Here is a 14,858-nt window from a genome sequence, read left to right on the forward strand (position 1 = left end):
GCTTTTGCGCGCGCGGAAGGGTTGCTACATCAGCACTGGCTGTCCAGGCTCTCGGCCGCGAAGTTCTTGCCTTCGGTGCGGGTCAGTTCGCGCAGGCACACCGGCGTCTTGCTGCTGATGGCCCGGTCGAGCAATGCGTAGTCCATGCGGCGCATCTGCCCGGCCTGCATCCAGACCGTATTGCCTTTGCCGGTGTGCAGGCACACGGCCTCTTCGCCGCAGGGCTCGTACTTCGTGATCAGCGACATGAGGTTCTCGGGGCTGCCGCTAACAGAGGTGGCCGACGCCGGAGGTGCAGATGCCGAAGCATTGACGCCGCGCTGGGGATTGCCGGCCGCGATCATGTCCGCTGCTTTCTGCAACTTGGCCTGCTCCGCCTGCTCGGCCGAAGTGGGGGGTGCAACCGGGACAGCGGCGACAGGTTGAGCCGCCGCCGATGCGGGGGTGGAGGCTGGAGCGGAGGTAGTTGGCTGCGCGCCAGCCGAAGGCGCTGCCGGCTGCCCGTACTGCATCGACGGCGGGATGGCCTTGCCGTGGGCCCGCAGGACACTGCGCATGTGCTCGTCAAAGGCCAGGGCGTCGGATGCGACTTTCAGATACGGCGTCGTGGTCGCGGTGCTGTAGCTGACGGACGTGCTGAAGGTGTTCGCCCCTTCGTCCTTCACGATTTTGTACGCGACGGACAGTTGCAGAGGCGCATCGCTGACCTTGTCGCCGGTCACCACCCGTATCACCGTAGCATCGTTCTGATATTGCTGTGGCCTGTCGATGTTCCAGTAAAGCTCAACTGGAATCCCGTACTCAAGGGCTGAGCCCAGCGGGTTGCCCATCCAATCCATAAAGAAGTTCATCTTCTGGACCACGGTGGGCTTGAACGCGAACGTCAGGTTGACCTCGCACGAGCGGCGCTTGATCGATTCGTCATAGGACGTCACAACTGGCGTGCCGGCTTCAAGGGATACGGTATCCGCAGTCTTGAGCTTGTAGCTGCCCAGGTCTTCGTCGTGCCCTTTGGCGACCATTCTCAGCACGGCCTCGATGCGCTGGGGGTCATTGCAAGGAGGGGCTTCGGGGCCGCAGCCGACGAGCAGTGCGGAAGTCGAAATGGCTAGACCGACCAGGAACAGTCTGGATTTGGCCTTGCGAATGTAATGGAACATGGTTGGGTTCTCTTCGTTCGAGCTGTTGATTGGTTTGAGCACTCGGGCTGCCTATGTCTCATAGCGGATCGCCCGCTTCCTCACTGCACGTCCCCCCGATAAATGCACGCCGTCCAAATGCTACCAAATCGGTAGTATTTGAGGTGCGCATTGTCGGGACTATCTTGATCTTTGGACCCAAAGATCTAAATGACCGTTCTGGGGAGACGCCTCAAGCAGGCGAGGCAGTTGGCTGGCTTGTCACAAGAACAAGTTGGCATTGAAGCCGACCTTGATCCGATGTCTGCCAGCACGCGAATGAACCGCTACGAGTTGGGCAAACGCGCGCCCGCGTATGAGTTGGTTGAAAGATTCGCGAAAGTGCTTGGGGTACCGACTGCATATTTCTATGCGGTGGCCGAAGACGAAGCTCAGCTCCTGCTGGCATTCGGCAAGCTGCCGAAGGCCAAGCGGTCACAAGCTGTCGAGTTCGTTGTCGGCTTGAACAAGTAGATGCCTCCCCACCGAGCAACGAGGCTCATTTCAGTATTCCTCCGGCAACAACAACGTGGTCACACTGCGATCCGCTTCGGTGATCACCCAGATGCGGTCGTCGTCCTCATCTGACCGCGATGGGTCCTGTGCAACTTCTGCCCCCTCCACCGGCGCGCTCTGAAGCGGCAGTCGATAGACCGATAGCACGCGCGAGTCGTGCGCAAGAGCGTCTTCGTTGGTCTGCGCGTCTTCGGCACAGCATTCACCCCAATCCCCGGCAACGTGGCGCGCCAGAAGCGTGAAGGGGTTGCTGTTCGTGCGGTGCATAAGCGCGAGAGCACCAGGGGTGGCAACGACGCGGCCAAGTTCGAAACGCGGCGCACGGTCGGGCTTGATGTAGTCGGAGAGAAGGTTCTTCATGGTTGTTTGCTCACAGTGAAACGCCCATGCGGCGGCGCGCCTAGACCTGTGGAGGCAAGGCGCGCCGACGAAGGGCGAAAGGGTTGGAGAAAGAAAAACAGCCGCAGCGGCTACCGGGTGGACCGGCTCCTACTGCGACTGCTTGCTGCAAGCGGCAAGCGCTTGCGTACGGGCATGGTCTTACCTAGCTTTCGCCGGCAGGTTTCTACCCGTGGGTATATTGTATCATAAAAACAACAAATCAAACTGGCCGGTACGGTGTGTGAGCCCCGTATACGAGCACGAAGAGCCTAGGGCGCGGATCCCTTAGAACGCATTTCGCCTGTTTGTCCCTTGATGTAGGTAGCCCAGTCTTCCATCAGCTGCCGGCGCTTCTCCACCATGTCGCTGCGGGCGTAGGCACGTACCGTTTGATCGCCCACCAAGTGGGCCAGCGCGAACTCCAGCATCTCGGCGGCGTACTGCGTGTTGTCCATGCCCCAGGTGCGAAAGGTCGCTCGGAAGCCGTGCATGGTGTGCGGCTGTCCAAGGCGGCGCAGCAACTGCGTGAACACCATATCGCTGTACTTCTTGCCCCGAGGCGAGGGGAACACCAGATCGCTGGCGCGAGCAGCGTCTGCGGAAACGCCGCCTTCTGCGTCCCGCTCGGCCTGCAGGGCGCGCGCCGCCCACAACAATTCGGTGGCCCGGTTCGACAACGGCACACGATGCTCGCGTCCAGCCTTCATGCGCTCCGCCGGGATCGTCCAGTTGCGGAGCGACGTATCGAACTCTGACCAGCGGGCACCCCGAATCTCGCCTGAGCGGGTGGCCGTCAGCACACCGAACTCGAACGCCAGCTGCACCGTGGCGGTGGCCGTGCTGGCATGGACCTGGGCCAACAGCTCGCCGATCTGTGGGTGCGGGCAGGACGGGTGGTGCTCCACCTTCCGCGCCTTCTCGTTGGCACCCAGCGCGATCCTGACCTGTTCCCAGAACTCACTGTCAACGCCACGGCAATAATCTTTGGCCGCACCGTAATTGATCACCTTGCGAATTCTTTGCAAAAGGCGGTCAGCCGTCTCTGCTTTTTCTTTCCAGATAGGCGTCAATGCCTTCAGAATTTCGCGCTTGCCGACTTCACGGACAGGAAGCTTCCCGAAATGCGGGAAAGCGTAGGTGGTCAGCGTATTGATCCATTGATCCTTGTGCTTGGCGTTTTTCCAATCGTCGGCGTGCTCCTTGTGGTATTCCTCGGCGCAGGCCTTGAACGTCACGCTGGCCTGTTCTAATTGAATTGCGGTAGTCTTGAGTTCGATATTCTTTTGCTCGCGATGCTGAATGGGGTCAATACCCTCTGCGATCTGGATTCGATGTTCTTGGGCACGCTCGCGGGCTCGCGCCAGGCTCACGTCAGCCAGGGAGCCCAGCCCCATGTCGCGGGTTCTGCCGAGGAAGGAGTAGCGCAAAATCCAGGCTTGACTGCCCCCTGGGGCCACTCTGAGATACAGGCCTCGGCCGTCGAGGTGGTAGCCGGGCTTTTTTGCTTTGTTTCGGATGCTGGTAATAGTTAATAGGTTATGGCGGGTCATGTTTTGGCTGTAGCTACACCTTGTTGGGTGCCGGCTTTTTACGGTGCAATTTGGTAGACCAATTTTACCAAAAACCGCCCTAAAAACATGCCTATGCTTTTGCCCATTCTTTGAGCTGGCCGTCAATAAACGTGGTTACCCGCTATTGGGCTGTATGTTTTTTGCAAGTGCGTGCGGCCAAAGGCTTTTTGTACTTTGCTGGTTGCCATTGGGTGGCACTGCACTTATAATATGGCGGCCGCCTGCTCCGCCAGAGATTGATTGTTCGTAACCGTTCGCGAACATGCAGATAGCAAGAAGCCCAAGTCGCCACAAGCACTTGGGCTTTTTTGTTTTCCAGAGTGTCATATGACACGTTGCTTCACAGCCACAAGGGTCAAGCCACCGAGACCTTCGTCCAGCGGTACGATCCAAAGGTTTTACTTTCAAGCGCGAAAATTTCGCAAGGAGCCTCGATGGCCGGACAGACCTCAACGCCGCCGCGTAACAAGACCTCCCTCGACAGGACGCTCCAAAAGAGCGAAGAAGTCGCTGCCGACGTGCAGCGGGCATCGGACAACCTGGCCGTGGTGAGCACGGTGCTCGAGCAGGAACTGCCTGACGAGATCCAGGTCGGCGAGGTGGCGCAGGCCATCGAACACACGAGCCAACTCGAAGAAAAGCTGGCCAAGTCGGCGGAGAAACTGGCCGAGGTGAATGCCGCGCTGAGCGAAGAGATCGAGAAGCGCCTCGAAGTGACCGCCGAGCGCGACGAGAGCCAAGCCCTGGCCGAGAAGCTCAAGGCAAAGATCCAGACCAACGGTTCGAACTGACGCAGCCTCGGGAACCGTCTTTCGCCGGTCCGTCGTCTCCCTTCTCCTACGCTGCGGCTCCGTTCGGCACGCTACGCTATTGGTTCTCACAGCGAAACCAAGGCATGGCCCTCATCACGTTCCTCGTCGAGGACAACAAGACCATCAGAGACAACCTGGTCCCGGCACTCGAAGACCTGGTGAACGGACGGGTGGTCGGCTTTGCCGAGACGGAGTCGGATGCGCTGGCCTGGCTCGCGGCCCATCCCCATGACTGGCAGCTCCTGATCGTCGACCTGTTCCTGAAAGAAGGCTCCGGCCTGGGCGTGCTGGCCGGCTGCAAGACCCGCTCGGCGGGCCAACGGGTCGTGGTGCTGAGCAACTACGTGACAGTGGACATCCGGGCCCGCTGCGAAGCGCTGGGTGCCGACGCCGTGTTCGACAAGTCCCGAGATCTAGACGCCTTCATCGAGTACTGCAACACCGACCGTCCCTCGGGCCTCGCCGAACTTTGAATTTGCCGCGATTGCCGAGCACATGAAAAAAGGGCCCGAAGGCCCTTTTCTTTTTCAGCAGACAAGCCGCGCGAACTGCGCGGCTGCCGATGCGCCTCAGCGCACCACGGCGATCTGCGTACGGGCACCACCCTTGTACGTGAACAAGGTCAGCGCGCCGTTCTTGATGTCGCCCTTTTCGTCGAAGGCGATCGGGCCGGTCACGCCCTTGTATTGCACCTTGCCGACTTCAGGCAGGTACTTTTCCGGGTCGGACGAACCGGCCTTGACCATGGCTTCGGCCAGCACGTTGACCGCGTCGTAGACGTACGGTGCATAGATCTGCACATCGACGCCGTTCTTGGTCTTGAACTTGGCCTTGAAGTCTTCCAGCGGCTGCTTGAAGTCGCCGTCGACACCGCCGGCTTCGGCACACACCACCATGTCTTCGCCGATGGCATCGCCAGCGAGCTTCGGCAGTTCAGCGGTGCACAGGCCGTCGCCGCCCATGAACTTGACGTTCAGGCCGAGCTGCTTGACCTGCTTGAGCATCGGGCCGCCGACGGCATCCATGCCGCCGAAGAACAGGACGTCGGGCTTGGCAGCCTTCAGCTTGGTCAGGATGGCGTTGAAGTCGGTCGACTTGTCGGTGGTGAATTCGTGGCCCACGATGGTGGCGCCGGCTGCCTTGGCTGCCTTCTCGAATTCTTCGGCAACGCCTTGGCCGTAGGCCGTGCGGTCGTCGATCACGGCGATGTTCTTGCCCTTGAGCGTTTCGACTGCGTACTTGCCCAGCGTGCCGCCCAGTTGCGTGTCGTCGGCCACCACGCGGAACGCGGTCTTGAAGCCTTGGCGCGTGTACTTGGGGTTGGTTGCCGATGGCGAGATCTGCGGAATGCCGGCGTCGCTGTACAGCTTGGAGGCGGGAATAGTCGTGCCCGAGTTCAGGTGACCGACCACGCCGTTGACCTTTTCGTCGACCAGCTTCTGGGCGACTGCGGTGCCTTGCTTCGGATCGCCTGCGTCGTCTTCGGCGATCAGCACGAACTTGGCAACCTTGTCGCCGATCTTCACGCCCTTGGCGTTCAGGTCTTCGATGGCCATCTTGGCGCCGAACTCGTTGTCCTTCCCAAGGTGGGCAATGGGACCGCTGCTCGGGCCGACGTGACCGATCTTGACGACCAGTGCATCGGCAGGAGGTGCTGCGGGTGCGGGGGCAGCCGCCGTGGGCGCCGGCGTTGCAGCGGGTGCAGCAGCTTCTTCTTTCTTGCCGCAAGCCACCAGCGTGAGTGCAGCCAGTGCGACCGCAGTCCATTTCAATTGCATGGGAAACCTCCAGAACTTGGATGAAAACAATAAAAAACCGGTCGTGTGATCCGGGCGCGCAGACCTCGCAAGTTTCGCGCCGCAGACCAGCGGCACCCTCACGCCATTCCGACCTGCGGCGCAGTTTAGCCGAGGATTTATGCGCCGGAAGCTGGCGTAGACCCTGTGTTTTCGGAGAGTTCGGCGGCCATGGATTCGATCACCAAAGCACGCAGAACGGCCTCGATTTCACCGCGCAGGCGCGGCACCATGTCGTCGAGTTGCTGCTGGACCGCGGCGGACACGGCATCGCTCAATCGCTCCTCGAGAGAGAGGTCCACGCGCTGCAGCACGCGATGCAAAAGCTGCTCCTCGAGACTGACGATTTCAGCCTGCGTGAGCTGCGCCGCGGGCGGCAGTGCGACCGCGCTGGCGGGGTCGGGCTGTGGCACCGGCGCATCGGCCGGCTCGGGGCTCGCGGGCTCCGCGGGGATATCGAGCACCGTGGTCAATGTGGGGACGAACCGGGGCGGCGTGCGCAGCGTGCTGGCCATGTCAGGAAGCGCTCCTTGCGAAGTCGTGCGGCTGGATGGTGTAGCCGCGATCGGCGTAATGGCGCCAGCGCGAGCGGCCGACCTGCCGGTCGTTGGCCTCATCGCTCACGATGTCGATCAGGCGCTCGAAGCGCTCGAAACCGGCGGGCACTTCGAGGCCCAGGTTCACGAGCATCTCGCGGTGCGGCAGCGATGCCGCATCGGCGCTTCCCGACGAAAGGATCACCGGCGAGCGGGCCACCACGTGGGCCTGCGCATCGCTGCGGCAATGCGCGACGAAATCGACGGGCGACAGCTGCCAGAGCGCCGCATCGACCACGTCGAGCGCCTCGGCATCGCCGACCACCACCACCCGCAGGCCGCGTGCATTCACGGCCTTGCGAACGAGCCGGCAAGCGTAGTTCAGCTTGTCGGGCGCGTTGAAGTGAAAGCCGATTTCCGTCACTTCGGGGACTTGGCCTTGCGTGCCGAGGCCTTCGGCTCTGCCTTCGTCCTGGCCTTGGGCGTGGCGATGGCAGCCTTGTCGGCCGCGCGCGTCGTCAGGTAGGACACCAGCAGCCCCACCGGCCGGCCCGTCGAGCCCTTGGCCGCCCCGCTCTTCCATGCGGTGCCAGCGATGTCCAGATGCGCCCAGGGAAAGTCGCCGACGAAGCGCTGCAGGAACTTGGCCGCGACCACCGCGCCGCCGGCTCGCCCGCCGATGTTGGCCACGTCGGCAAAGTTGCTCTTGAGGCCTTCGGCATAGTCGTCGTCGAGTGGCATGCGCCAGCAGCGATCCTGCGATTGCTCACCGGCCGCCTGCAGCGCCCCGGCCAGCGTCTCGTCGCTCGCGAAGAGGCCGCTGCGCACGCCACCGAGCGCGATCACGCAGGCGCCGGTGAGCGTGGCGATGTCGATCACCGCCGCCGGCTCGAAACGCTTGGCATAGGTCAGCGCATCGCACAGGATGAGCCGGCCCTCGGCGTCGGTGTTGAGCACCTCGATGGTCTGCCCGCTCATGCTGGTGACCACGTCGCCGGGCTTCACGGCCTTGCCGTCGTTCATGTTCTCGCACGAGGGAATGAGGCCGACCACGTTGATCGCCGGCTGGATCTCGCCGAGCGCGCGGAAGGTGCCCAGCACGCTCGCAGCGCCGCACATGTCGAACTTCATCTCGTCCATCTCGGCCGCGGGCTTGAGCGAGACGCCGCCGGTGTCGAAGGTGATGCCCTTGCCGACCAGCACCACGGGCGCCTGGTCCTTGGACGCGCCCTGGTAGCGCAGCACGATGAAACGCAGCGGCTCGGCCGAACCCTGCGCCACCGCGGCGAAGGAGCCCATGCCCAGCTTCTCGACTTCCTTGGGCCCGAGCACCTCGCACTTGATGTTGTCGAGCTTGGCCAGTCCCTTGGCGGCTTCGGCCAGCAGCGTGGGCGTGGCGTGGTTGGCCGGGCGGTTGCCCCATTCCTTGGCCAGTTCGATGCCCAGCACGGTGGCGCGGGCCTCGTCGAAAGCCTTGTTCGCGCCGGTCGCATCGGCCACGCCGACGGTCAGGTGGCGGATGCTGCGCGCCTCGGCCTTCGGCTTGGTGGTCGTGTAGACATAGCTGGCATCGGCCGCGGCGGTAACGGCGGAAGCCACTGCGGCACCATCGGCCGGCTGGGCGAACACGACAACGGCCCGCTTGGGCCGATGGGCCTTGGCTGCGTTGACCGCCGCGATCACGCCGCTGCGCACCGACGCGGGCTTGCCGTCGCCAATGGCGGCGAGCACGACGCGGGAGGCCACGACGTCGTCGGGGCGGTAGAGTGAGAGGAGCTTGCCGGCCTTGTCGGGCAGGTCGCCGGCCTTGCGCGCGCTGGCGGCCAGCACGGAAAGGGAGTCTTTGGAGGTGATGGGCGCGCTGCCGACGAGCACGATGAGGACGTCGGATTTTTCGGCTGCGGCCTGGGCGATGGTGAGGGGCTTGAGTTGAAAGTCCATAATCCTTTTTTTCCTCGAACGATGTTATTCCATTCTTCCCTACGCAAGGAGCTGTCGCGCAGCTTCGGAGCGACCCTCGTGGTTCTGGTCACCATCGTGATGACCATGATGCTCATCCGTACCCTCGGGCTCGCCTCCAAGGGCAGTGTGAACCCGCAAGAGGTGTTCCTGGTGATGACCTATACGGTGCTCGGCTACATGCCGACCATCCTGAGTCTGAGCCTGTTCATCGCCATCGTCGGCACCCTTTCGCGCATGTATCGCGACAGCGAGATGGTCATCTGGTTTTCCAGCGGCCGGGGTCTGGCCGACTTCGTGGAGCCGCTGTTCCGCTTCGCCTGGCCGGTGCTGATCCTGATCGCCGTGATGGCGCTGGTGGGCTGGCCTTGGGCCAACTCGCAGACCATGGGCATGCGCCAGCAGTACGAGCAGCGCAGCGACATCGAACGCGTCACGCCCGGCGAGTTCCGTGAATCGTCGGGCCGCATGCGCGTCTTCTTCATCGACAAGGACACGCCGGACGGCGCCACCGCCACCAACGTCTTCATCTGGGCGATCGAGCGCGGCCTGCAGATCACCACCTCCGCGCGCAGCGGCCGCATCGAGGATGTGGGCCCCAACCGCTTCCTGATGCTCAGCAACGGCCAGCGCCTGGAACGCCCGCTGCTGCCGACATCGGGCCTCAAGATCAGCGAATTCAAGACCTACGGCACCCGCGCCGGTGGCAGCTCCGATGCCACCGCCAACACCACGCCGCCGCGCGCCCGGACTACCCTGTCGCTGCTGCGCGACCGCAGCACTGCGGCGCTCGGCGAACTGGGCTGGCGCATCGGCATGCTGTTGGCCGCCATCAACTTCGTGCTGCTGGCGCTGACCGTCTCCAGCGTGAATCCGCGCGTGGGCCGCAGTGGCAACCTGCTGTTCGCGCTGTTCGCCTTCGTCATCTACTACAACCTGCTGAACCTGGGGCAGAGCTGGATCAGCTCCGGCCGCTACGGCATGGGCACCTTCATGCTCATGCTGCACGGCGGCGTGTTCCTCATCGCCGTGGCATGGCTGGGCCTGCGCAACAACAACTGGGCCCGTCGCAGCAGGCCCGGCCGCGTGATCGCCGGCGGCCTGGCGACCCCGCAGCCTTCCAAGATCGACCCGACCACGTGAAAACCATCCGACGCCTGATCTATGTCGAGGCACTGAAGGCGGTGGCCTTCGTGACGCTCGGCTTCCTGTGCCTGTTCTTCTTCTTCGACTTCGTCGACGAACTGCAATCCGTCGGCAAGCCCGAGAGCCTCGCCTACGGGCCGATGCAGGCGCTGATCTACGTGGCGCTGCTGGTTCCAAGCCACCTGTACGAGCTGCTGCCCATCACCGTGCTGATCGGCTGCATCTTCGTGATGGCGCGTCTCGCGCAGAGCTCCGAATACACCATCCTGCGCACCAGTGGCCTCGGCCCGTGGCGGGCGCTGCGCACGCTGCTGCTGCTGGGCGTGGGCTTCGTCATCCTCACCTTCGCCGTGGGCGACTACATCGCGCCGCTGTCCGAGCGCACCGGGCAACTGCTCAAGTCGCGCTACCAGGGCACCTACTCGCTGGTGGGCAACACCGGCGCCTGGCTCAAGGAAAAGCGCGACAACGTGTCGTATGCCGTGAACGTGCTGTCGATCTCGCGCGACGGTTCGCTCAAGAACGCGCGCATCTTCGAATTCGATGCCAACGGCTACGTGAGCAAGCAGTTGGTCGTCAAGTCTGCCCGCATCCTCGACGGGCACTGGGCGCTCTCGGACATCGAGAAGCAGGACTACGACACGCGCAGCGCTGCCGACAAGGCCCGCATCGTCACCACCGAGATTCCGCAGATGGACTGGCCGACTTCGCTCACGGCCGAAATGGTGTCAGTGGCGCTGCTGCGGCCGGACCGCATGAGCACGATCGACCTGTTCGACTACATTCGCCACCTGGACGCCAACGGCCAGACCGCGCAGCGCTACGAGATCGAGTTCTGGCGCAAGGTGTTCTATCCGCTGTCGTGCCTGGTGATGGTGGTGCTCGCCCTGCCCTTCGCCTACCTGCATTTCCGGCAAGCCGGCATCACGACCTACGTTTTCGGCGGCGTGATGATCGGCATCAGCTTCTTCCTGCTGAACAACGTGTTCGGCTACCTCGGCAACCTCAGCAACTGGTCACCCTGGCTCACGGCCGCAGCGCCGGGACTCATCTACTCGGTGATGTCGTTGACGGCCTTCAGCTGGCTGGTTCTTCGAAGATGACCATGGCCGTGGAGATGCGGGGCATCGTGTTGTTGGCGCATGGTTCACGCGACGAGCGCTGGCGCGATCCCATCGAGGCGGTGGCCGCGCGAGTCCTGCACGACGACCCCGCGGCCCGCGTCGTGTGCGCGTACATGGAGCTCGCCGCACCGGACCTTCATTCGGCCGCAGCAGGCCTGATTGCCGGCGGTGCCAGCGCCATCCGCGTCGTTCCCCTGTTCCTCGGCATGGGCAAACATGCCCGCGAAGACCTGCCGCTTCAGCTCGATGCCCTTCGCAAGACCTGGCCGCAGGTCGATTTCTCGCTGGCCCGCATCGTCGGCGAGGAGCCCGAACTGGTCGAATTGCTGGCCAGAATTGCGGCCAAATCCTGAGACCCGGCAATTTCGATAGATTGCGAAGGCATAATGAATTCCGCAATAAGACGGAATTTGATATGAATCTGCACCAATTCAAGTTTGTTCAGGAAGCCGTGCGGCGCAACCTGAACCTCACCGAGGCCGCCAAGGCGCTCCATACCTCGCAGCCGGGCGTCTCCAAGGCGATCATCGAACTCGAAGAAGAGTTGGGCGTCGAGATTTTTGCGCGCCACGGCAAGCGCCTCAAGCGCGTGACCGAGCCGGGGCAGCACGTCATCGCCAGCATCGAACTGATCATGCGCGAGGTCGGCAACCTGAAGCGCATCGGCGAGCAGTTCAGCGCGCAGGACAGCGGCACCCTCTCCATCGCCACCACCCACACCCAGGCGCGCTACGTGCTGCCGGTGCCCGTGGCCAATCTGCGCGAGGCCTACCCGAAGGTCAACGTGAGCCTGCACCAGGGCTCGCCCGACCAGGTGGCGCGCATGGTGATCGACGAGATCGCCGAGATCGGCATCGCCACCGAATCGCTCGACGGCTACGCCGAGCTCGTGACCCTGCCCTGCTACGAATGGCAGCACGTGCTGGTGCTGCCCAAGGACCATCCGCTGGCAGCCAAGGAGCGCATTTCGCTGGAAGACCTGGCGAGCGAGCCGATCATCACCTACCACCCGTCGTTCACCGGCCGCACGCGCATCGACCACGCCTTCGCACAGAAGAAGCTCACGCCGCGCATCGCGCTCGAAGCGATCGACTCCGACGTGATCAAGACCTACGTGCGCCTGGGCCTCGGCGTGGGCATCGTGGCCGAAATGGCGGTGCGCGACGAGTCGAACGCCGACCTCGTGGTGCGCCCGATGGGCCATGTGTTCGGCCAGAATATTGCCCGGGTCGCGTTCAAGCGCAGCGCCTACCTGCGCAACTTCGTCTTCAAGTTCGCCGAGCTGCTGTCCGACCGGCTCGACCGCAACCTGATCGCCAAGGCCTTGAGCGGCCATCAACAAGACTACGAGTTATAGGATCACCCCCAGTCTTCGCGTACTTCGTGTCGCTTCGCCAACCCCCTTCCAGGGGGCAACACCAGCAGCCCGGCGGAGCCGGTTCTGCGGTGTTCCACGAAGGAGAGTCGCGCGGCGGAATCACTGAACCCACGATCACCATGAGCACTGTTCTTTCTTCTCCACGCACGCCCGAGATCACGACCAAGCTGCCGGCCGTCGGCACCACCATCTTCACCGTCATGTCGGCGCTGGCCGCCGAGAAGAACGCGGTCAACCTCGGGCAAGGCTTTCCGGATTTCCATTGCGATCCGAAGCTGCTCGAAGACGTGACGGCCGCCATGGCCGCGGGCCACAACCAGTACCCGCCGATGCCGGGCATTCCGGCGCTGCGCGATGCCATCGCGGCCAAGATTTCCGCGCTCTACGGCCACGACTACAGCGCCGCCACCGACATCACCGTCACCGCGGGCGCGACGCAGGCCATCATCACCGCCATCCTCGCCATCGTGCGGCCGGGCGACGAGGTGATTGTGCTGGAGCCCTGCTACGACAGCTACGTGCCCAACATCGAGCTGGCCGGCGGCAGCGTGGTGCGCGTGCCGCTCGTGCCCGGCACCTTCCGCCCCGACTTCGACAAGATCGCCGCGGCCATGAGCCCGCGCACCCGCGCGATCATCATCAACACGCCGCACAACCCGAGCGCCACGGTCTGGACCGAAGCCGAGATGCGCAAGCTCGAAGAGCTGCTCGCCCCCACCGATGTGTTCGTGATCGCCGACGAGGTCTACGAGCACATGGTGTTCGATGCCGCTCGCCACGAAAGCGTGGCCCGCTTTCCGGGCCTGGCGGCGCGCAGCTTCATCGTCAGCAGCTTCGGCAAGACCTACCACGTGACCGGCTGGAAGGTCGGCTACGTGGCCGCGCCCGCGCCGCTGATGGCCGAGTTCCGCAAGGTGCACCAGTTCAACGTGTTCACCGTCAACACGCCGATGCAGCATGCGCTCGCGCAGTACATGGCCGAACCGAAGCCGTATCTCGAACTGCCAGCGTTCTATCAGCGCAAGCGCGACCTGTTCGCCGCGGGCCTGGCCGAGAAGACGCGGTTCAAGCTGCTGCGCAGCGAAGGCAGCTACTTCCAGTGCGTGGACATCTCGGCCGTGAGCGATCTCTCCGAAGCCGACTTCTGCCTGTGGCTCACCCGCGAGATCGGCGTGGCCGCGATTCCGCTGTCCGCGTTCTACGGCAACGGCTTCGATCAACGCGTGGTGCGCTTCTGCTTCGCCAAGAAGGACGAGACGCTGGTCTCGGCGCTGGACCGGCTCGCGAAGCTCTGACGGCGGCCACCAGGACCTAGGCGCCGCGATGACGATGAACCGGCCCCGTTGGATCCTGCTGGCCCTGGGCCTCTCGTTCCTGGCCGTGGGCGTGGCCGACGCCTTCATGCCGCCGCTTCGCGGCAAGGACTACAGCGTGCTCGATGTGGCGCATGCATTTCTCATCTCGGCACTTTGCTATACGTGGTGCCGCGCCGAGGGGCTCGCGCGCGGCGTGATCCCGCCCGGCCGCTCGGCGTTGCTCGCGGGCGTGTTTCCGCTGCTGGGCATCCCGGTCTATTTCTTTCGCACCCGTCCCTGGCGACGGGCGCTGATGTCCACGCTGTGGGCAGTGGGCTTCCTGGCGATGGGCCTCGTGCTTGCCGCCATGGGCACCCTGCTGGCCGAGTCGATGCGAAGCTGAAAGCCGCCTCCAATGAAATCCACGCGCATCATCAAGTTCGTCTTCGGCCTTGTCGGCGTGCTGATGCTCGTCGGTGCAGGGCTCCTGTACCAGAACACCATGAAATTCATCGCCTCGGCCAGCCGGGCGCAAGGCGAGGTGATCGATCTGCTGCGCGTGGAAAGTTCGCGCCGCAACAGCTCCGACACATGGCGCCCGATGGTGCACTTCAAGCTGCCGTCCGGTGAAATCGTCGAGTTCACGCCCTCGAGCAGCAGCAGTCCGCCTGCCTACGACAAGGGAGAGATCGTGGGGGTGTTCTTCAACCCCTCCAACCCGCAGGATGCCCGGCTCGACGGCTTCTTCGATCTCTGGGGCGGCGCGGCCATCGCCGGCGGGCTGGGCGCCGTGTTCCTGGCATTCGCCATCGGCATGCATTTCCTGCTCTCCGACGCCGCAGGCGCCAGGCGCCGACGCCCACGGTAGGACAGCCCTGACCGCCGAAGGGGCGGCTCTCCGGCCCCTCGCGCACCCCGGGACGATGAGCATGAAGGCTCGTCACAACAAATGTCCCAGGAGAAAACCATGTCCCTCTCGTTCATTCTGCTCATCGTCCTGATCCTGATACTGGTCGGCGCGCTGCCGAGCTGGGGCTATAGCCGGTCCTGGGGCTACGGACCCAGCGGCGGCGTCGGCCTCATCGTGCTGATCGTCGTCATCCTGGTGCTCATGGGCCGCATATAGCAGCACCCGCACCGCAATGAAGAAAGCCCCACCGGAAACG

The 14,858-nt window shown here is 63.6% G+C and carries 18 protein-coding genes; 11 read left to right on the forward strand and 7 right to left on the reverse strand.

Going from position 1 to position 14,858, the window contains the following annotated elements; translation table 11 throughout:
* Window positions 1-29: 29 nt before the first annotated feature.
* The gene (locus tag J2W23_RS24225; RefSeq protein WP_307650560.1) at window positions 30-1,160 is read right to left on the reverse strand and encodes a hypothetical protein; all 1,131 of its coding nucleotides are present in this window, start codon (window positions 1,158-1,160) and stop codon (window positions 30-32) included.
* Window positions 1,161-1,349: 189 nt separating this feature from the next.
* Here J2W23_RS24225 and J2W23_RS24230 point away from each other — a divergent pair, with 189 nt between their 5' ends.
* Window positions 1,350-1,652, forward strand: coding sequence for a helix-turn-helix domain-containing protein (locus J2W23_RS24230; RefSeq protein ID WP_257863624.1), 303 nt, complete (start codon window positions 1,350-1,352; stop codon window positions 1,650-1,652).
* A 30-nt stretch (window positions 1,653-1,682) separates the two neighbouring features.
* Here the strand turns inward: J2W23_RS24230 and J2W23_RS24235 are convergent, their stop codons facing one another.
* Both J2W23_RS24235 and J2W23_RS24240 read right to left on the reverse strand, forming a co-directional pair.
* Window positions 1,683-2,054 carry a type I restriction endonuclease subunit M gene (locus tag J2W23_RS24235; RefSeq protein WP_307650561.1) on the reverse strand — a complete coding sequence of 124 codons (372 nt, stop codon included), beginning with the start codon at window positions 2,052-2,054 and terminating at the stop codon, window positions 1,683-1,685.
* Between the two features lie 290 nt (window positions 2,055-2,344).
* Entirely contained in the window at window positions 2,345-3,625 is a 1,281-nt protein-coding gene (locus J2W23_RS24240; protein ID WP_307650562.1) for a tyrosine-type recombinase/integrase, read from the reverse strand.
* A 455-nt stretch (window positions 3,626-4,080) separates the two neighbouring features.
* Here J2W23_RS24240 and J2W23_RS24245 point away from each other — a divergent pair, with 455 nt between their 5' ends.
* Together J2W23_RS24245 and J2W23_RS24250 are read left to right on the forward strand one after the other, a co-directional pair.
* Window positions 4,081-4,437 carry a hypothetical protein gene (locus J2W23_RS24245; protein WP_307650563.1) on the forward strand — a complete coding sequence of 119 codons (357 nt, stop codon included), beginning with the start codon at window positions 4,081-4,083 and terminating at the stop codon, window positions 4,435-4,437.
* Between the two features lie 104 nt (window positions 4,438-4,541).
* Window positions 4,542-4,931, forward strand: a complete 390-nt coding sequence (locus J2W23_RS24250; protein WP_176657296.1) for a response regulator — start codon at window positions 4,542-4,544, stop codon at window positions 4,929-4,931.
* A gap of 96 nt (window positions 4,932-5,027) precedes the next feature.
* On the opposite strand, the gene J2W23_RS24255 is transcribed toward J2W23_RS24250, so the two are convergent.
* From J2W23_RS24255 to J2W23_RS24270, 4 genes are all read right to left on the reverse strand, one after another.
* Window positions 5,028-6,236 (reverse strand): branched-chain amino acid ABC transporter substrate-binding protein, encoded by a 1,209-nt coding sequence (locus tag J2W23_RS24255; protein ID WP_307650564.1) that lies wholly within the window; start codon window positions 6,234-6,236, stop codon window positions 5,028-5,030.
* A gap of 137 nt (window positions 6,237-6,373) precedes the next feature.
* Window positions 6,374-6,769 (reverse strand): hypothetical protein, encoded by a 396-nt coding sequence (locus tag J2W23_RS24260; RefSeq protein ID WP_307650565.1) that lies wholly within the window; start codon window positions 6,767-6,769, stop codon window positions 6,374-6,376.
* A 1-nt stretch (window position 6,770) separates the two neighbouring features.
* Entirely contained in the window at window positions 6,771-7,214 is a 444-nt protein-coding gene (locus tag J2W23_RS24265; RefSeq protein WP_307650566.1) for a DNA polymerase III subunit chi, read from the reverse strand.
* Complete coding sequence (locus J2W23_RS24270; RefSeq protein WP_307650567.1) at window positions 7,211-8,731, reverse strand: leucyl aminopeptidase; 1,521 nt, start codon at window positions 8,729-8,731, stop codon at window positions 7,211-7,213. The genes J2W23_RS24265 and J2W23_RS24270 overlap by 4 nt, the downstream gene beginning before the upstream one ends.
* 21 nt (window positions 8,732-8,752) lie before the next feature.
* Here J2W23_RS24270 and lptF point away from each other — a divergent pair, with 21 nt between their 5' ends.
* The 8 genes from lptF (at window position 8,753) to J2W23_RS24310 (ending at window position 14,818) form a co-directional block, all read left to right on the forward strand.
* A complete protein-coding gene (gene lptF / locus J2W23_RS24275) occupies window positions 8,753-9,892 on the forward strand; it encodes an LPS export ABC transporter permease LptF (protein WP_176657291.1) in 1,140 nt (379 codons plus the stop codon).
* Window positions 9,889-10,998, forward strand: coding sequence for an LPS export ABC transporter permease LptG (gene lptG / locus J2W23_RS24280; protein ID WP_176657290.1), 1,110 nt, complete (start codon window positions 9,889-9,891; stop codon window positions 10,996-10,998). Before lptF ends, lptG begins: the two co-directional genes overlap by 4 nt.
* The gene (locus J2W23_RS24285; RefSeq protein WP_307650568.1) at window positions 10,995-11,372 is read left to right on the forward strand and encodes a sirohydrochlorin chelatase; all 378 of its coding nucleotides are present in this window, start codon (window positions 10,995-10,997) and stop codon (window positions 11,370-11,372) included. The genes lptG and J2W23_RS24285 overlap by 4 nt, the downstream gene beginning before the upstream one ends.
* A gap of 62 nt (window positions 11,373-11,434) precedes the next feature.
* Window positions 11,435-12,376, forward strand: a complete 942-nt coding sequence (locus J2W23_RS24290) for a CysB family HTH-type transcriptional regulator (protein WP_007832298.1) — start codon at window positions 11,435-11,437, stop codon at window positions 12,374-12,376.
* A gap of 140 nt (window positions 12,377-12,516) precedes the next feature.
* On the forward strand, window positions 12,517-13,692 hold the full coding sequence (locus J2W23_RS24295; protein ID WP_307650569.1) for a pyridoxal phosphate-dependent aminotransferase: 1,176 nt from the start codon (window positions 12,517-12,519) through the stop codon (window positions 13,690-13,692).
* 34 nt (window positions 13,693-13,726) lie between these two features.
* Entirely contained in the window at window positions 13,727-14,095 is a 369-nt protein-coding gene (locus J2W23_RS24300; RefSeq protein WP_307650570.1) for a rard protein, read from the forward strand.
* Window positions 14,096-14,107: 12 nt separating this feature from the next.
* Window positions 14,108-14,560, forward strand: coding sequence for a DUF3592 domain-containing protein (locus J2W23_RS24305; RefSeq protein WP_307650571.1), 453 nt, complete (start codon window positions 14,108-14,110; stop codon window positions 14,558-14,560).
* Between the two features lie 99 nt (window positions 14,561-14,659).
* Entirely contained in the window at window positions 14,660-14,818 is a 159-nt protein-coding gene (locus J2W23_RS24310) for a DUF3309 family protein (RefSeq protein WP_093432360.1), read from the forward strand.
* Window positions 14,819-14,858: the final 40 nt, after the last annotated feature.

This window comes from Variovorax boronicumulans, assembly GCF_030812215.1.
GTDB classification, from domain to species: domain Bacteria; phylum Pseudomonadota; class Gammaproteobacteria; order Burkholderiales; family Burkholderiaceae_C; genus Variovorax; species Variovorax boronicumulans_C.